The organism is Photobacterium sp. S4TG1, from assembly GCF_036040035.1.
In the GTDB taxonomy this organism is placed as follows: domain Bacteria; phylum Pseudomonadota; class Gammaproteobacteria; order Enterobacterales; family Vibrionaceae; genus Photobacterium.
This window is the reverse complement of the sequence record NZ_JAYXUH010000018.1, coordinates 68,342-86,657: the sequence shown is the minus strand read 5'-3', so window position 1 is coordinate 86,657 and position 18,316 is coordinate 68,342. Positions and strand designations below refer to the sequence as shown.

General features: G+C 37.8%; 19 protein-coding genes and 1 pseudogene. 6 read left to right on the top strand and 14 right to left on the bottom strand.

The features are described from left to right. Both VXS03_RS17200 and VXS03_RS17195 read right to left on the bottom strand, forming a co-directional pair. Nucleotides 1–275: hypothetical protein (locus VXS03_RS17200; RefSeq protein ID WP_327765115.1), on the bottom strand; the 275-nt coding region annotated here is incomplete at its 3' end. Between the two features lie 739 nt (nt 276–1,014). Beyond that, entirely contained in the window at nt 1,015–1,455 is a 441-nt protein-coding gene (locus VXS03_RS17195; RefSeq protein ID WP_327765114.1) for a hypothetical protein, read from the bottom strand. 230 nt (nt 1,456–1,685) lie between these two features. On the opposite strand from VXS03_RS17195, the pseudogene VXS03_RS20325 reads away from it, so the two are divergent. Continuing rightward, a pseudogene (locus VXS03_RS20325) lies at nt 1,686–1,876 on the top strand (IS91 family transposase); the annotation flags it as partial. A gap of 209 nt (nt 1,877–2,085) precedes the next feature. Here VXS03_RS20325 and VXS03_RS17190 read toward each other — a convergent pair. The 3 genes from VXS03_RS17190 to VXS03_RS17180 all read right to left on the bottom strand — a co-directional run bounded on the left by VXS03_RS17190 (nt 2,086) and on the right by VXS03_RS17180 (nt 3,606). Then, nucleotides 2,086–2,514: a helix-turn-helix domain-containing protein gene (locus VXS03_RS17190; protein WP_327765113.1), complete on the bottom strand. Its 429-nt coding sequence runs from the start codon at nt 2,512–2,514 to the stop codon at nt 2,086–2,088. Continuing rightward, nucleotides 2,511–2,822, bottom strand: coding sequence for a type II toxin-antitoxin system HigB family toxin (locus VXS03_RS17185; RefSeq protein WP_327765112.1), 312 nt, complete (start codon nt 2,820–2,822; stop codon nt 2,511–2,513). The genes VXS03_RS17190 and VXS03_RS17185 overlap by 4 nt, the downstream gene beginning before the upstream one ends. A 586-nt stretch (nt 2,823–3,408) precedes the next feature. Next, the gene (locus VXS03_RS17180; protein ID WP_036791113.1) at nt 3,409–3,606 is read right to left on the bottom strand and encodes a hypothetical protein; all 198 of its coding nucleotides are present in this window, start codon (nt 3,604–3,606) and stop codon (nt 3,409–3,411) included. Between the two features lie 472 nt (nt 3,607–4,078). Here VXS03_RS17180 and VXS03_RS17175 point away from each other — a divergent pair, with 472 nt between their 5' ends. Continuing rightward, nucleotides 4,079–5,017: a Dyp-type peroxidase gene (locus VXS03_RS17175; protein ID WP_327765111.1), complete on the top strand. Its 939-nt coding sequence runs from the start codon at nt 4,079–4,081 to the stop codon at nt 5,015–5,017. Nucleotides 5,018–5,288: 271 nt separating this feature from the next. Further along, a complete protein-coding gene (locus VXS03_RS17170; protein ID WP_327765110.1) occupies nt 5,289–6,134 on the top strand; it encodes a hypothetical protein in 846 nt (281 codons plus the stop codon). Between the two features lie 120 nt (nt 6,135–6,254). On the opposite strand, the gene VXS03_RS17165 is transcribed toward VXS03_RS17170, so the two are convergent. From VXS03_RS17165 to trmY, 5 genes are all read right to left on the bottom strand, one after another. Next, complete coding sequence (locus tag VXS03_RS17165; protein WP_327765109.1) at nt 6,255–7,232, bottom strand: alpha/beta fold hydrolase; 978 nt, start codon at nt 7,230–7,232, stop codon at nt 6,255–6,257. Between the two features lie 70 nt (nt 7,233–7,302). Further along, the gene (locus VXS03_RS17160) at nt 7,303–8,292 is read right to left on the bottom strand and encodes a patatin-like phospholipase family protein (RefSeq protein ID WP_327765108.1); all 990 of its coding nucleotides are present in this window, start codon (nt 8,290–8,292) and stop codon (nt 7,303–7,305) included. Between the two features lie 155 nt (nt 8,293–8,447). Further along, on the bottom strand, nt 8,448–9,767 hold the full coding sequence (locus VXS03_RS17155; protein ID WP_327765107.1) for an ABC1 kinase family protein: 1,320 nt from the start codon (nt 9,765–9,767) through the stop codon (nt 8,448–8,450). A gap of 174 nt (nt 9,768–9,941) precedes the next feature. Then, the gene (locus VXS03_RS17150) at nt 9,942–11,402 is read right to left on the bottom strand and encodes a peptide MFS transporter (RefSeq protein ID WP_327765106.1); all 1,461 of its coding nucleotides are present in this window, start codon (nt 11,400–11,402) and stop codon (nt 9,942–9,944) included. A gap of 384 nt (nt 11,403–11,786) precedes the next feature. After that, nucleotides 11,787–12,383 (bottom strand): tRNA (pseudouridine(54)-N(1))-methyltransferase TrmY, encoded by a 597-nt coding sequence (gene trmY / locus VXS03_RS17145; protein ID WP_080155660.1) that lies wholly within the window; start codon nt 12,381–12,383, stop codon nt 11,787–11,789. Nucleotides 12,384–12,552: 169 nt separating this feature from the next. Here trmY and VXS03_RS17140 point away from each other — a divergent pair, with 169 nt between their 5' ends. After that, entirely contained in the window at nt 12,553–12,951 is a 399-nt protein-coding gene (locus tag VXS03_RS17140; protein WP_327765105.1) for a thiol-disulfide oxidoreductase DCC family protein, read from the top strand. Here the strand turns inward: VXS03_RS17140 and VXS03_RS17135 are convergent. Beyond that, nucleotides 12,948–13,079, bottom strand: coding sequence for a DUF2256 domain-containing protein (locus tag VXS03_RS17135; RefSeq protein ID WP_327765104.1), 132 nt, complete (start codon nt 13,077–13,079; stop codon nt 12,948–12,950). The two genes, VXS03_RS17140 and VXS03_RS17135, sit on opposite strands and share 4 nt — an antisense overlap. A gap of 215 nt (nt 13,080–13,294) precedes the next feature. Between VXS03_RS17135 and pepT the strand changes: the two genes are divergently transcribed. After that, on the top strand, nt 13,295–14,536 hold the full coding sequence (gene pepT / locus VXS03_RS17130; protein ID WP_327765103.1) for a peptidase T: 1,242 nt from the start codon (nt 13,295–13,297) through the stop codon (nt 14,534–14,536). A 209-nt stretch (nt 14,537–14,745) separates the two neighbouring features. On the opposite strand, the gene VXS03_RS17125 is transcribed toward pepT, so the two are convergent. Continuing rightward, nucleotides 14,746–16,002 (bottom strand): adenylosuccinate synthase, encoded by a 1,257-nt coding sequence (locus VXS03_RS17125; RefSeq protein WP_327765102.1) that lies wholly within the window; start codon nt 16,000–16,002, stop codon nt 14,746–14,748. A 174-nt stretch (nt 16,003–16,176) separates the two neighbouring features. Here VXS03_RS17125 and VXS03_RS17120 point away from each other — a divergent pair, with 174 nt between their 5' ends. Beyond that, a complete protein-coding gene (locus VXS03_RS17120; protein ID WP_327765101.1) occupies nt 16,177–17,082 on the top strand; it encodes a LysR family transcriptional regulator in 906 nt (301 codons plus the stop codon). A 96-nt stretch (nt 17,083–17,178) separates the two neighbouring features. Here VXS03_RS17120 and VXS03_RS17115 read toward each other — a convergent pair whose 3' ends face one another. Both VXS03_RS17115 and VXS03_RS17110 read right to left on the bottom strand, forming a co-directional pair. Beyond that, nucleotides 17,179–17,619, bottom strand: a complete 441-nt coding sequence (locus tag VXS03_RS17115) for a copper resistance protein NlpE (protein WP_327765100.1) — start codon at nt 17,617–17,619, stop codon at nt 17,179–17,181. Between the two features lie 85 nt (nt 17,620–17,704). Then, nucleotides 17,705–18,214: a hypothetical protein gene (locus tag VXS03_RS17110; protein ID WP_327765099.1), complete on the bottom strand. Its 510-nt coding sequence runs from the start codon at nt 18,212–18,214 to the stop codon at nt 17,705–17,707. Nucleotides 18,215–18,316: the final 102 nt, after the last annotated feature.

Here is an 18,316-nt window from a genome sequence, read left to right as displayed (position 1 = left end):
AGGGAATAAAACCTTTCTCCTATTTTCTCTATCGTTTTCCCATTTCTACTATTTATTGGAGTTACGATTTGTTCTCCAACCACTTTTTTCAGTGTCATTAAAGCATTATGTTCAGAATCAATTTCAGAAATACTCCTGCTTGAATTATATCGTCTCAGAGCATATAAATTCTGCCCATCACAAGATACACGCCATGTTTCGTTCATATGACCTGAGCCAAAGCTATCAAACTTACTATTTTCTGGAAAATCAAAATATTTGCTTAAAAACTTCATTACTACTTCTTCAATTTCGATGTATGGAAATGGCCTAACAACTTATTATATTAACAACTTACCCGAATTTGTTCTTTGAACGTGCGCCCGTATTTATCTTTTAATAATATAAAAAACGTTATAAATCAGATGCATTTTCACTCATAAATCCCGATAGTAATCACAAAATCGGGCACTTGCCATTTAGTTTCCGATTTTTCTACTAATAACTGATACTGTATATAAACACAGTGTAAAAGAACTGCATCAAACGAAGATAGCGAAGATAGCGAAGATAGGACAGCCACATCTTTACTTTAAACATTCAACGCGCTGTGAGTAGATTCCCTATCGCCCTCGCGGGCATTCACTGTAGGGAATAACGAGGTTGGGTTGTCGTTCATTACAATACCGCAAAGATTACTCACCACAAAAAGTTGTCCGTTTAACGGCACAACCCTTTTGTCCATGCTGTCAGCATGTCATGCAATTGGCGGGGATTTTTCGCCCCAAATAAAAACATAAAATAATAAAATAATAAAATAATAAAATAATAAGGATAATGGCATCAACGCGTAATAATTAAAGAGGATCTAATTATAAATCAATAAATTAAATTGATTGGTTCACGCCAAGGATAACGCTCGATTTCTTTTCAGCACCACCCTTCATGACATTCGCAATATTTACTTATATAAGGTTGCTCGGGCTTGTCCAACACTTGAATAGGTGTCGGCTGCGCGACACATATCCTTATCTGTTATGTGATTGGGTTAAGTAATGGTAATTGCCCTAATAATATACCAGCCCTAGCTTCATTCTCTAGTGAATAAGCCTCAATGCTAGAGCTAAGCAATACGTATTGATATTCCAGTTTTTCATGAATATATTTTTTCGTAAGCTCATCAAGTTTCAATTTACCAGAAGCAAACAAAGGAAGTTCAGATGGTTTTAAGTTGGGAATAACTAGTCTATTTGCTACATATACACAAAACTGATCACCACTTAAGCGCCCTGAAGCATGGCTATTAAGGCGAGTAATTAACCCATATTTCGTTTTATGAGTATTTTTCTCAATTTCACGTCCAGACATACCACTGTAAATTAATTGTTCACCTTCCCAAATTACGTATACACCTGCTGAAACCATTGGAATTTCAGAATTTGGCCAATTTGAAAATTTATACCTTTTCGTAAACATTCTAATTGCTACCTACTTTAATCACATAACAACTTATTATATTAACAACTTGCCATTTAGTTTCCGGTTTTTCTACTAATAGCCGTAGCTGTACATAAATACAGTATAAAAGATCTTCATCAAACGAATACACGACAGCCATATATTACTTTAAACATTCAACGCGCCGTAAGTAGATTTCTATCGCCCTCACGGGCATTCACTGTAGGGAATGACGGGGTTGGGTTATCAGGCGAGTTCGTAATTATGGTTTATTACGAGGGCATGAGAAGAAACAACTTCAACTGAGCCAATATGCATTTATGTTTGCAGGGCAACTAACGTTACCCTCTCCACAAAAAGTTATCCATTTAACGGCACAACCTTTCGTCCATGCTGTCAGCATGTCATGCAATTAGCGGGGATTTTTCGCCCCAGATAACCACGTTCAATAATAAGGATAATGGCATTAACGCGTAATAATTAAAGAGGATCTAATTATAAATCAATAAATTAAATTGATTAGTTCACACCAAGGATAACGCTCGATTTCTTTTCAGCATCACCCTTCATGATATTCGTAATATTTACTTATATAAAACGGCTTAGGCTTGTCCAACACTTCGGCTGCGCGACACATATCCTTATCTGTTAAACGCAGCTAAAAAACAATGCAGGGCTGATATTATATTTAGATGAAATAGCTTGAATATGCTCTTTCGTTAGCTTACGAGAACCATTAAGGATCATTGAAACTAAACTTTTACCACCAATGACATCTTTTAAGTCATCAGCTTTAAGTTGATACTGATCCATTAATACACATAGTGTTGCTACACCATCATCTAAGTTCTCAATACGAGCATTAAACTCTGCAAATTCATCTGCATGATCTTCCCAACGTTCGATAGAGACTTCTAAAACCTCAATTAATGGTTTGTAGATATCATATTCTTCAATAAGATCTTCCATTAACGCCAAGGCTTCAGCATATTCTTCTTCCGTTGAAATATGACCGACAAAACTAGCCATTGAAAATAATTGTAATGCTGTTGATTTAACTTGACTAAAATTTTTCATTTCGACTCCTTTGCGTATTTTGCACATAATTTGTCATATTCTGCGTGAGGAACAATATGCTTAACAAACATTCTGTTATCTCGAAATTCGATAAAAGTCATTAATCGTAAATTATTCCCACCGATATCCAGAACATACCATTTATCTTTATACTTAAAGTTATCTAAGCTTGGGTAAACATTTTTCATTTCCAGCGGATTTGAAAAGTTATTATTTTTTAATGATTTATATAATGAATCAATGGCCGCAGCATCATTCGGGTATTTTTTTGCCGCATCACTAAAAGGTTTTCTTGATATTACGTGCATAAACACCTCTAAGTTCACTATATGTGAATATAGCACCTACGAACAAAGTTCACAACTTGTGAACCGCAAAGAATGCGAATATAGGACAGCCATATATTTACTTTAAAAAATATTTACTTTAAAAATTTAACGCGCTGTGAGTAGATTCCCTATCGCCCTCGCGGGCATTCACTGTAGGGAATGACGGGATTGAATTTGCTGCTCATTGCAAAATAGTAATACACGACAGCCATATATTACTTTAAACATTTAACGTGCTGTAAGTAGATTTCTATCGCGTTCGCGAGTATTCACGGTAAGGAATGATGGCAATTGTTTGGGCATGGGTTTTCTGAAATAGATAGAGAGAGCCGCTTTACTGGGAATATTAAGACCAGAAAAAGGGACACTATGATAAGTATCCCTAAGAAGAGTTCAGAGTGCGAGCTATAACAGTTTGCTTATACCTCGCGTTAATAATGTAAGTTGCCTTACTTTGCCTCTGACGCTGTTGTATGTTCAACATTGTTAGCGTTGTCATACAATTTACAATAAACCGTTTCATGCATCTGGCCTCAGTTGGCTAATGCGCTCATTTATCTCATATCTAGTGTAATAAACCCAACTCTCGCGCTTCGGCAAGGGTTAGCCCACTGGCTTGAATATCGCGTAGCATCTCAATGCGTCGTCGTGCAGCACCTTGCTGCTTCTTGCTATCTGCGATGTTGGTCGCCGAATCGTCTTTGTGTTCCCACTTAGATGAAACGGAAGAAATTTCTGAATAATCGATAGAATTAATAGACACAATACCCTCCTAAAGAAACCTGTGTCGACATGCAGTACTTAGTATCAAAGGTTTTTAATTGAAAAAAGCACATAACAACAAGTTTGTGAACAAGGCCATATTCGTAAGAAAATAACCCAAAAACACTAGTAATAAATCTATTTATTGCGTAGTTTTGATCATTCGTGCCTTACAAATAATCCATGCTTAAACGCAAAGATTTATTTCACTATGTCGTCTTTTTGCCTCATGCCTTTATGTGCTTTTATCTACAAAACACCCTACTAAGTTCATAACGTCACGTTAATACCATTAGAAGTAAAAATAATTAACGATATAAACAGTTAATGCACTTCGTTGTTTCACTATTAACAACAGATTAGGTATCATTTTACAGTCTAAAATGTGAAACTTTACATTACAAAAATTTACCTATAGCTCGCTATCTAAAAAGCGTACTGTAACAAGATAGCTTTAATTAAGGTCTACTATTATGAATGCAATGTCATCTGAACGTGCACAACCAGGTGCTTTATCAAATCCAAATACGTTTGCTGAATATCTCACTTTTGTTTTTAAAGCTAATGCGAATGCAGAAGCGGTAGCTGACGCTTTTGCGAAAATTCAGATCATTGAAAAATCCATTGGGCAAAAAGACGCAACCGCAGACCTTAGCTTTACAATGGGTGTGTCTCACCATGGTTGGTCAACGGCTTTCCCTACAACACCAGCACCAGCTTTACTTAAAGATTTTGAAGCAATGGTTGATGGCGAACGCCAATTCCCAAGCACGCCTGGTGATATGTTTATTATGATTAAATCTGAACGTATGGATTTAAACTATCAAGCGGCTAAATATTTAACGTTAGCATTTGCAGATGTGGCAACATTAATTGAAGATATTCAAGGTTTTAAATACCTTGATAGCCGCGATATGATTGATTTTGTTGATGGCACTGAAAACCCTAAAAATGAATCTCGCATGAAAGCGGTATTAGTGGTTGATGATCTTGATATTCACCAAGGTGGTAGTTACTTAACGGTTCAACGTTATATTGACCGTCAAGGCTTATGGGACAAGCAATCTACTGAATACCAAGAACAAGTTGTTGGTCGTACTAAACTTGATGATATTGAACTTGACGATGATGTGAAGCCTATATGGGCACACAACAACAAGAGTAAGGTTATCGTTGATGATAAAGAAATCAAAATGCTCCGCCAAAACCGTCCTTACGGCAATGCAATGGAACATGGCACCATGTTCATTGGCTTAACGGCATCACCTATTACAATGAGCACTTCATTACAACAAATGATCTATGCTGACAGTAATGGCCATTACGACCGTTTACTTGATTTTGTTGAAGCAAAAACAGGTACAAACTACTTTATCGTTTCGCAAACATTGCTAGATACTTTTGCTGACTAAGCTATTTAATTATTAGTCACTTTTGCAGCCCATTGTCGTTTATCGTCAATGGGCTGATTAGGTTATTCCCTTAAAATCAGCACAATAAATCACTATAAGCCAACATAAGTAAATCTTTGTTAACACTAACTCATTGAATCTATTAACGCTCAATTTTTTTTACAGAATAATGGCTTGCTTCCTAACAATTTCTGTTGTCCCCTATAGACTTATTTATTATTAGCGCTTTTTTATCACCGATATGAAAAAGCATTTTCTCTGGGGGCAAGTAATGTACAACACCCTTTTTACCCGCGTCTCACTCGCTGCAATTATTGCTGTTATTGCGGGTTGTAGTTCAACTCCACCACCACCAACGCCAGCACCTGATTACAGTTTCAAAACAGCAGCCAAAAAATTTATCGCTGCCGATAGCTCTCGTAGTAATGGGGTTGTTGTTGATAAAGGTCTGTTTTATCCAAAAGAAACTTTTTCTTATAGTTATCGTTATTGTTCCAGTAGCGAGCAACAAGCACAGCAAGACATGGCTCAGTTTAATCAATTAGCCGCCAAGACTTGTTCGATTAATAAAGGTTCACTGGTTAATTTAGATACTGGCACATGGTGTGTTCAACATCCAAATACTGATCAAGAAACGCCCCTCTTTGCTGCACGCATTTCTTCCATTGATCTGTGGGCCGATATCTGTTCTGGCGGTCCTTTTGTGACAATGCGTATTATTGAAAACCGTGATATTCCTCAATCAGCGTGGGTCGATGGCGCAGCCTTATTAGGTTATCAACCTTATTCAGTCCACCGTACATTAATGAGTTCAAAAGCCATTGAACAACTTGATGATGCTACACCACCACCGGCAGAAGAAACATGGACGGAAGAGACAGCCTTTATTGCAACTCATGTTGGTGAGACAGTCTGTATATATAAAAAGTCAAAAGACGACACATACGGTGTCACCTATAAAGGCACGATTGAAAGCGTAAAAGATGGCCGAGTACGTGTACTTGCAACACGTAAGATCAAAGGTGATGTTCGTATTGCACCTATATCAACACCATTACCATGGCACAAGCAAGCAATTATAGAAGCTGACGCTAAGTCTTGGTTTATCTGCCAGTAAATTTTATTTATTTATCAATGAATTAATTTATATCTCTTAAAATAATAACGGCTGCATTTAATCAATAAATGCAGCCGTTATTTTATATTCTAAGATTATATCTTGGTATTTCTAATCGATTTACACTATAAATTGATTAAAAAATGCTAGTGTTTCACATAATGCTTGATTACGTATCACATCTTTTTCCATTAATATTTCATGGCGAGCATTACGTATCACTTTCATATGACAATGCTTGCTCTGACCGCAAAACCGATGATGGCTATTATTATCAACAATTGTGTCACTGCCCGCTTGTAATAACAGTACGGGGATCTCTATTTTTTCAACATCACGAATACAATGATCAGCCGCTTCCATTGCTTGCCATAACCAGCGTGGGCTGGGGCCTCCAATCCGTAATTCAGGATGGATTTGGTATAAATGCTTAGCCCAGACATAGCGTAATTTACTCTGACACAAGGCATTATTTTCAAACGGCTCTTCATGATAAGGCTTTTGCCCTAACACATATGACGGTTCATGCTGATAATGTTCCATGATTTTAGCGATAGATGAAGCCACCAGTTTTAACGGTACTGGCATATGAATACCAAACATCGGCGCATTCAATACTACCGCATCAAATTGGCTATTATATTTTTCTAAATACAGCGTGGTGATTGCACCACCCATTGAGTGAGCTAATAAAAAACGGTGTTGATAGGTTTTTTCTTTATCTACAACTTTAGTGATAAACCCATTTAAATCATCTACATAATCATCAAAGTTATCTACGTGACCCAATTCAGGATCCGTCGTTAACCGCTCAGAAGCACCTTGGCCTCGATGATCATAGCCATAAACATCATAACCTTGTCGTGAAAACTCAAAGAATAATTCTTGATACTTCCAAAAACTTTCATTACGACCATTTACAATCACAATACAACGGGTATTAATCGGATTAGTTACGCTAATCCACTGGATCTGAACGCCATCTTTACCACTAAATGCACTTTGTTTGCGACGTAACCACATACTATGAACGTCATTTTCCATTAACTGTGTAAACACCGACTCCTTGGTTGAAAATTCAACATTACTCTGGTTCATTGATTAGCAACTTCTTAGTAAAAGCTCCTCAAATATGTCATTACACAATGGCATTATTTGAATATTAACATTAAGCAAATCTCATTAAATCAACGTTCTCTGTGTCATGCTTATAATCTGTTTTATAAGGAGCATCTTTGATATTAATATGACGACCAACTGTATTTAAAAAATATTTACCCGATTGATATCCTAAACGATAATCTATATCGAGCGATGCCAAATCACTGCCAATCATTTTTGAACTTAATGGCTTTTGCGGGTGAATTTCAAAAATGGTAACGTCATCAGGCGGATTACTTAAAAATGTTTGGGTTTTACGATAATTATCTTCATGCTCTAATAACATTTCAATCATGCCGGCGGCTTTAGAATGCCCCAGAGCACGGCGAATATTTGTCATCCAGCAATGATCAAATGATGTATCTATTGGTACTGTACGTATTACAACAATATGACGATAACCACGTTCATATGCCTCTTGCACAGGGATCGGAGCACATAAACCACCATCAACCCAAAATTCATTTTGAGAAAAAATAGGCTGTTTATTTAACACAGGCACGGCACAAGACGCTTTTAATGCTAGCGACCAGTTATCACTGTTTAAGTTAAAATATGCCGCTTGGTGGCTTGTAGTGCCACTTGCTGAGGCTAAGACTGTACGTGAACGCATATTTTCACGCCCTTGTTGCCAATCAAGCTCAAAACTGGTCTGCGTTTGCTTCATTAACCAATCAAGATCTAACCCTTCACGGCCAAAAATAAAACGATAAACATCAAAAAAATGATGGTCTGTTGTTGCTTGAGTGATCACTTTATATGCATGTTTATATTGACCGCAGATATACGATGCTAAATTCAGCGATCCAGCTGATGTGCCCACCATCAACGAAAATGGATTAAAATCGGCTTCTAAAAAAGCATCTAAGACACCTGCGGTAAAAATGCCGCGTTGGCCGCCGCCTTCAGTAACTAAAGCTATTTTAGAAATGTCGCTTGAATCAAAGGAAAATCCGTCAATATTTTGTACTGCATAAGAGATGTGTTTACCAGTCATAACATTATTACTTTTTTGAGGGCATTTGTCATACAAATTGATTTAAGAAGTGGACAGTATAATCACTGTTGAATTAAGTATAAATTACTCAAAATAATAACTGATATTCTAAATATGAGCCCCTTGGCACATCAGAAATAAGCCCAGCTATATAATTATTCAGTCATATACGGTAAAAATATTTTATGAACATCAACCCGTGCTTTTAGCTTTGCCGCTAAGAGATAGAGCCCACCTAATTTACGGTGTAAGAAAATAGCGTCCGCAGGAGGTGTATGCCAATAGCCTTGTTTCATGCTTAACTGCTGGCCTGCATCTCGAATACGGTGCACCATATCGGATTGACCAAAATCATACACACCTTGATATTTTAGCGGCTCACATGCTTCTAAACACAGAGCTAATAATGCCTGTTGAGCTTGAGGTTCAATTGGCTGAGAGAAAAAGCCAATCTGTTTTAACGCCGCTAACATTTGCGATTGGTCATCGACTACAGCCCCAGTCATCAATTGACGATAACCTTCCGTAATCGCGACGGGATAAACACGTGTTGCCCCAAAATCAAGTAACACTAATTGCTGAGAATCAAGATCATACCGATAATTGGCAAAGTTAGGATCTGTTTGAACCAGTCTAAATTCAAATACTTCCTTAAACAGTAGGCTAAAGGCAAGCTCGATAGCATGGTCACGTACAGCTTGTGGTTGCTGTACCAATGCCTCAACTTCTATTCCTCCAACAAATGTCATCGCAAGAATATGCTTAGTTGTTAAATCATCCGCAATTTCAGGTAACACATAGCGTGTATCCGTGGCTAATAATTGGCGATATTGCTTCACATACTGGGCTTCAAGTAAATAATCAGCTTCAGCGTGAAGTTGCTTTTTAGCCTCATTCAATAATTCAGAAACATCGAGCTGTTTTGGAACCAAACCACTAATATTTAATAATGTCGCGACGTTGTTTACATCACTATCAATACTTTTATTGATCCCTGGATATTGAATTTTTAACGCCAATAGCCGCCCATCTTGCGTTGTAGCTTTATGAACTTGCCCAATAGAAGCGGCGGCAATGGGATAAAATGAAAATTGACTGAATTGTTGTTGCCAATCATTTCCCCATTGTAACTCTAGAGATTGATTTAACTGACTGATCGGCATTGGTTTGGCATTTGCTTGTAACCGAGACAATAACTCAGTTAACTGGGGTGGTAGCAAATCACCGCTATCCATTGATAATAACTGGCCAACTTTCATCGCGGCACCACGTAAATCAGCTAATTGGTCAGCGACACGTTTTACGTTATTTGGCGTTAGAATCAATTCACTAATCTGTGGTCTATGCCCTGTTGCAAGTTGTTTTGCTCCCTCGGCAACCATACCTGAGGCGACTCGCGTGGCTAATGATCCTAGCTTGGCTAGGCGAGATAATCGACTACTTGGTACTTTTGAATATTGTTTTTTATCATTCATTTATCAACTCTTTACTCTGAGCAGCTATCTTACTTTACTCTTTGACTACTAATGATAATAGTATCACAGAAAGCCGAATCGAACTCTGGCATAAAATAACGATAAACAGTTAAAAAAAAGGCCGATAACGCTTGCTAAAATAGCGCACATTATCGGCCTTTCTAACAGAGTAAATTAATCGTATTCAGGCTCGTTACGATTTTTAAAATTCACTAAAAGACCGAGTACTAATACCACGACGGTTACAATGAAAATTGATTGGAACACATGGTGATATTGTGTCGCTGAAGCTATTAAATCTGCTGTATTTGTTAACTGTGTGCCAGTTGATGTCAATTCTGCGATATTTGCTGCTAAATAGTTAGCGACTGAGCCACCCATTAGCATATAGATACCTGCAACTGTACCTGTAGCACCTTGAGGGTTCATACGGGTAATGGCAGATAAGGCCACAGGGTCAATAAATAACTCAGCAATACCAATTAAGAATAGACCAATAAATAGCCATAGGAAGGTTGTGTGGCCACTTACCATTGCTAATTTAGATGATAATGTAATTAAGCTAAATCCAGCAGTTAGCAAAAATAGCCCCATATTCAGTTTGGTTAAAGTACGTACTGAGATCTGACGAGCAGCTAATACTTTCCACAACCATGCCACCGCAATACCACCAACAATAACCGCAACAGGGTTCACTGATTGGAAGAATGCTGTTGGAATATGGTATCCAAAGATATCGGTATCAATATTACGTTCAATAAACAAGCTGATAGAACTACCACCCTGCTGATCAAATGCCCAAAACACCATACCAAATAACATAAAGTAGATAATCGCATTTAATTTCTTACGATCTTCAGTGCTACTCTTGCGGTATAAACGGAACATTTGTAATGCAGAAAACGCTAAAATAACTGCAAGAATATAACCTGCTAATAAATCTTGGAGCACAAAAACCAAACCAGCAGCACAGGCAATTACACCAAGAATAATCAGTTGCCAATGACTAAAACCGGCCGTCTTTTTACGTAATGCTGGTAGGTTAGCTTTTTGTACGTGTTTAAAGTGCTTACGGCCGGTACTAAAGATGATCAAGCCAATAAGCATACCAATGCCTGCAAGTGCAAAACCTACGTTCCAGCCCCAACGGCTCGCGGCATAACCACAAAATATAGGAGCTAATGCTGAACCAACATTACCGCCAATATAAGATATGGAAAAGCCAGATTCACGCGCATCTTCATGGTCTTTATATAACTCACCCAATAGACAGCTTGAGTTAGTTTTAAAAAAACCATAACCACAAATGATCAATGCTAGTGCGGCATAAAGCACTGTATTGTCATGGCTTGGAATACTCAGCACGGCGTGCCCAGCCACCATTAATGAACCGCCAATAATAACTGACCAGTAGTTACCTAAATAGCGGTCAGCTAAATAGCCACCTAAAATAGGGGTAACATAAACAAGTGACGTATAAGCACCATATAGGGCATACGCATGGTCGTCAGACATTAAAAGTTTTTGAGTTAAAAAGAGGATTAATAACGACCGCATGCCGTAATAACTAAAGAATTCCCACATCTGTATCGCAATGAGGTGAAAAAGCCCTTTAGGCTGAGAGGATAATTGCATATTGTTTCCTAATAAAGGTGCCATATAGGCTAACGGTAATAATTGTTATTTGATTTGAAATACCGTTGGTATTTAATACTGAAAATACACTGAACATCTACAAGCTCAAGCTTAATCTTGCTCCATATTTAGCATCTTAATTTTCATATAAATAAAACGAACATTATTATATATAAAAAATGGCAATCGATTATATACCATTTAGCGATATTATCTACTTATAGTTACATTATTGCAACCAATATCACATAAAAAATCATATAAAACCTAAGTTATGCATAATCATTCATTTTTCACAGAATAAAAAAAACCGCCAAATGATTTGTTGAAACATCAACAACCATTTAACGGTTTTTATTTATTACTAACTTATAACAATAAAAATTATAGCGTTAAATCCAATTCATTATGTATTAAGACAATACATTGCGAAGCGAATAACATTTTAGGCCCTAAGCTGATTTTTTCTGCACCTAAACGCTTCAAGCTATTAAAGCTTTTTTTCGGCATTGGCATATGATCAGTCAGTAAAAAACAAGGATTTGAAGCCAATTCTATATCGCGTATAAAATCACCTTTTTTATCGAGCATATATAACTGATAGTCTTCTGCTAGCTCAGTCACTAATTTTTCAAAACTAATGGTTCGAACTACAATGCCAGGCTCAACATTACGTTGTTGTTCTTTTGCCATGCCTAACGATTTATCTAACGCATGAGCAATTTTATCCAACCAAGCTTGCTCATGAAAACCAGATAAATTAGTGATGTCATTAGAGCTAAAGCTAATCGTGCGAGAAAAATCTTGAGTACTTTCTAGTACTAAATGCACCATAATATCTTCGCGATGCGACTGTGCTACAAAAATAGCATTCATCAAAACGTGAGCTAAAATCTCAGTGTGAGCATCTTGTCCAACTGATGCTAATAATAGCTTACTGTCTGTTGGAGCAGAACGGGCTCGTAATACGAAAGCGCGCATAATCAATATCCTAGCAGTTTAAATTTTTCTCGTTAATGGTCATATAGAGAAAATTAACAATAGATTGCTGTTATTATCCTAGGTTTTTCCGTCGATGTAACCTTAAATTATAAAATCAGCCAAAGAATACTGATTAGTCGCTATTATTAATAGATATCAGGAGGATCTTATGAAATTAATCATATTCTATGACAGTAGTTGTCCACTTTGTATCGCGGAAATGCGTCAATTACAAAAACACAATAATCATCAACAACTTTTCTTTGAAGATATTCTTGCGTCTGATTTTAACCAACGTTTCCCTTATATAAGTATTACCGAGGCTTCTGCAGTATTACATGGATTATATTTTCCTGAACCGCAACAATCACCACAATTATTACTTGGGCTCGATGTTACTTACTTAGCTTGGCGGTCTATAGGAAAGAAAAGATGGATAGCATTACTACGCTGGCCTATCATTCGTTTTTTTGCTGATAAATGTTATTTGTTTTTTGCTCGTAATCGCTACAAAATTTCTTATTTATTTACTGGGAAATCACGCTGTAAAAATTGCAAAATAGATTAGTGTCGTTGGCGGCGGCAACGTTCAGAGCAATATTTAACGTCATTCCAACATCGTTGCCATTTTTTTCGCCATGAAAAAGGACGTTTACACACGATACAAATTTTTTGTGGTAATGCTGATTTCTTCATAAAATACCACCATATTTATTAAGATCCTACCACGCTCACAAAACACCGTGAACATCATATTAATTCTCTTGTTAATAACAATAAATAATGAAATATTTCCCTCATCATGAATGGTCACATTTATCTGCTTATCATTAATCATTCAACTGAACAAATAATAAGCAAAATAATAGTTAACCGCCATTCTCAATAATATATTCTTCAGGATGAATATAATGAATATTGTTGATCGCTTTATAAATTACACTCGTATTAATACCACGACAAATCGTGAAAATGGCGCTGCTGGTATTATGCCGTCTTCGCAAGGACAAATGGAATTAGCTAAAATAATCACGGCTGAATTAACCCAGCTAGGATTACAAGATATTGTCTTACGTGAGAGTGCAATTGTTACAGCAACATTGCCAAGTAATAGCACAAAACACATCCCTACTGTGGCTTTCTTTGGCCATTTAGACACCAGTGCTGAACAAAGCAATGATACTCATGCTCATATCGTTCACTATACTGACGGCGACATTATTCTTAATCCCGCTTTAAATATTGTGCTTAAACAAGCGGAATTTCCTGAACTTAATCAATATCAAAACCAAGATATTATTGTCACCGACGGCACCAGTTTATTAGGTGCAGATGACAAAGCCGCTATCGCAGCTATTATGCACGCTCTGACCGTGCTTATTGCTAATCCTGATATTGAACATGGTGATGTTAAAGTTGCGTTTGTCCCTGATGAAGAGCAAGGCCTTCGTGGCGCTAAGGCGTTTGATGTTGACACATTTGGGGCTGACTTTGGTTATACCTTAGATTGTTGTGGCATTGGTGAGTTTGTCGATGAAAACTGGAATGCAGGTGATGTTGTTATCACGTTTACAGGTCAATCTGCTCACCCAATGTCAGCTAAAGGCAAGCTTAAAAACTCATTGCTAATGGCACACAAGTTTATTGCTATGTTACCCGCAGGAGAAGCTCCTGAATACACTGATGGCCGTGAAGGTTACTATTGGGTCAAAGACATGAGTGGTAACAGTGCCAAAACAGTATTGAAAATGGATGTAAGAGATTTTACTCAACATGGCTATCAACAACGCATGCAATTTCTAGCCACACTGGCGAATAACTGCCAAGCGTTATGGGGAGAACATGCAGTTTCGATAACTCTTGCTGATCGCTACCAAAATGTGGCAAATAGTTTACAAGGTGATGCCAGTTTTCCGATTGAAATCGCTAAACAAGCTTATGCGCGCAATAATATTACAATGAAAACAACCCCGATGCGCGGTGGCTATGATGGTGCGGTGTTATCTCAAAAAGGCTTACCTTGCCCAAATATTTTTACGGGGGCGCACAACTTCCACTCGATTTATGAATATTTACCTGTTCCGTCATTACAAGCGGCAAGTGATGTGGTCGTTGATGTGATCCGTATTACTGCGGAGCAGTATGGAAGGTAAGGCGAGGTTTTGAGGTTTTGAGGTTTTGAGGTTTTGAGGTTTTGAGGTTTTGAGGTTTTGAGGTTTTGAGGTTAATAATGTGCCATTCTAATAATAAGCACATCACTTATATTGATTATTTTCACTTACGTTATATATAAATAAAACAAATAAAAAAACGGGCGAGTTACTGAGTAACTCGCCCGTTATACTATTTGATTACGCTACGATTAACGTAGGATCATTTGCTCACGCTCAGGACCTACTGATACCATTTTCACAGGCACACCCATTAGTTCTTCAATACGAAGTACATATTGCTGTGCGCCTTCTGGTAATTCGTCAAAATGACGGCAACCAGTGATATCTTCATCCCAACCCATCATTTGCTCGTAAACTGCCGTTAGTGAAGCAGTTTGAGGCCAAATTGGGTTTTCAGTGTGATCACCGTTGTAAGCAACACAGATCTTAAGATCTTTCATGCCACTTAGGCAATCAATCTTAGTTAATGCGATTTCTGTTGCTGCTTGTAATTCAATACCATTACGTGTTGCAACTGCATCAAAGTAACCCATATCACGTGGGCGGCCTGTTGTTGCGCCGAACTCTTTAGCATCTTCACGGAATTGATCTTGATCTTCCATCGCGGTGATCAACGTACCAGTACCAACAGAAGAACTGAATGATTTAGCAACCGCGATAACACGCTCAGGATGAAGCGCTGGCAAACCACTACCGATACCAGCATAAGCTGCTGTAACGTTAGATGATGTAGTCCATGGGTATTCACCGTAAACTAAGTCACGACCAGCACCTAGCTGTGCTTCAAACAATAATGTTTTGTCTTCTTTTTGTAATGCTTTTAGTGGCTCAGTAACGTTACAAATGCTGTCACGCCAAGGTTGAGACACTTCAAGAAGCCATTCTGTCATTTCTTCAGCTGTTTGCGTGAACTCCATTGAAGGGTATAACGCTTTAAGCTGTGGCAATTTCCAATCCATCATGAATTGAATACGCTCAAGTAATACAGCTGGCTGCTTTAACCAACCAACAAGAATACCTTTCTTCATTACACGGTCGCCGTATGCAGGTGCAATACCTTGACGTGTTGAACCGTAAGCACCATCACCTAGACGTTGTTCTTCTAGAGTATCTTCTAATGCGTGTAACGGTAGACATAGTGTTGCACGATCAGAGATGCAAAGCTTAACTTCAACACCTGATGTGGCTACTTCTTCAATTTCTAGGCTTAATTTCTCTGGGCTGATAACCATACCAGGGCCTAAAACAGCAATACAATCAGGGTTAAATACGCCGCTTGGTAATTGGTGTAGTTTAAAAGTACCAAAATCGTTAACAACAGTATGACCTGCGTTGTTACCACCTTGGAAACGAATACTCGCTGAAGCTTGGTCTGCTAAATAATCAACAATACGACCTTTACCTTCATCACCCCAGTTAGCACCAACAACAACAATAGACGACATAATTTTAACTCCTCAAAAGTGATGACGTTATCCTATGCTCAATAGCCCAATAAAAATAATCAATAATCGTTATTAACTTGATAAGAATCTCTTATATAGCGTACATTAGTCGTTGTCTTTACTCAGATAATGTTACTAGCCGTAATAGTATTGCCCCCAACTAAGAAGGTAAAAATGATAGATTTGCATTGGCTTAATACATTTGTTGCACTGTCTAAACATCAGCATTTTGGAAAGACAGCCGCCGCGCTTCATATGACTCAACCAAATGTCAGCCTTCATATCAAACAATTAGAGCAAACTACGCGAGTAAAATTAATTGAAAGAAATCCATTTCGTTTAACCCAAGCGGGAGAACGGTTACTTAAAAGTGCTGAAAACACCTTAATGGAACTGCAAGTTTGCCAAGCAGACATCAATGCAATCAATGAATTAAACCAAGGTACACTGACCATTGCCGCCAGTGATATTATCTCTCGTTTATTGCTTATCAGCCCTTTCCAAGCCTTTAAAAAAGAATACCCAGGCATTGATCTATCACTGTTTAATACCACCTCATCTCAAGCAACGGAACTGGTAAAAAGTGCCAAAGCCGATTTAGGATTTGTGATCGCGCAAAAAGAAAGCCAGCCTTTGCATTTTATGGAATTACGCCAAGTTAAGTGGTGTGCTTTAGGGAACGGATTAGAACGTTGGCAACGATTATCGCAAAATCCTGAAGCAATAATTGATCACCAACCGCTTGCTGCAGAAGAACCTACCTTGATTTTATTAGGCCACGACACCCGCACTCGTGAGTTGATTGATTTAGCATTACCAAGCTTACAGCTCGCTAAATATCATGTGATGGAAGTAGGTAGTGTTGATGCCCAAATAGACTGGGCTGAAGCAGGATTTGGGGTCGCGATTGTTCCTAGTTTTTCATTACATTCAAAGTTACATTTAAAAACCACAATCACGCCACTACCCGACTTTCCAACCACCAGCTTGGGCTATATTGTGCGCCAGAATCAAGTGTTATCAAGAGCTATCAAACAACTATTACGTTGGGTTGATGATGAAATTCAACGTTCGCAATAATGAATTGTTTTGTATAACAAAAAGAGTAATCGTTAGATAAAAAAATACCCTGATATCTGTTTAAAATAAAAAGAAGTCAGGGCATTTTCTTAAAAATTAATTATCATCGTTTTGTTTCAGGGTATAAGCATCTGCTAAATCACCTGTAATACGCTGGCCTTTTTGATCAAGCCGGAAAATACGATGCTCACCAACAAAATACTTCACAGATCTGTTGCTAGTAAGGTTCAATGTGATGGTATCACCACGATCATTCCACTTAAATTTTCCTTCATTAACAAATGGCTTTGTTTCTTTACCTTGATAAGTTTCATTTAAAACAAACGTGCCATCTTTATTTAACGTTAAGCTTGTTTCAATACCTGAACAATCACCACAAGGTTGAATACCAGTATATTCGCCCATCCAATCTAATGAATTCTGTGCATTATGCGCTTCAGCTTGTTGAGCTGCTGCATCACTAGCACCATCTTTTGCTTGATCACAACCTGCAAGTGCAAGTACAAACATCGCGGCTACTAAATATTTTTTTTTCACCTTAAACTCCTTGTGAAAAAAGAATAACCGAACATAAATGTATAATGTTCGGCTTCTTAACATAAGAATTAATACTATAAATGAATTAATTCGTTAAATCAGTTACTTTTTTCTCGGCTGAATCAACAGACTTATTCATCATATCTGCGGCATCACTTGCTGCAGTTTCTGCTTTATCTTTTACTTCTGCTGCTGTGTCTGCTGCGTCTTTTGATGCATCCATCGCATCTGATGCCGTATCTTCTGCACTTGTTTGTAATTCAGTAGCCTTATCTTCAATGCTTGTTGCTGAATCTGAGACCGCTTGCTTAGAATCAGACATTGCAGCATCAGAGCTATCTACTGCGCTATTCTTCATCTCTTTTACTTTATCAACGGCGTCGTTGACAGTATTTTTTACAGCATCGGCAGAATCATTTACCGCTTGTTTCGTTGAGTCAAGTGCTGCATCTGTTGCGGTAACAGCATCATCTTTTACTTGTACTGCTGTTGCTTTTACTGAAGCCGCAGATTCTTTTGCCGAATCATGGCTTGCTTGATCACAACCAACAAGGACTAAACCCGCAATAGCGATAGCAATAATACTTTTTTTCATATCAACTCCTGTAAAATCCACATTAAAATATAACCTTGACAGTATCCACGATTAGTATGAAAAACATATCCAGTTAACGTCATGTCAAAGTCAATAATAGGT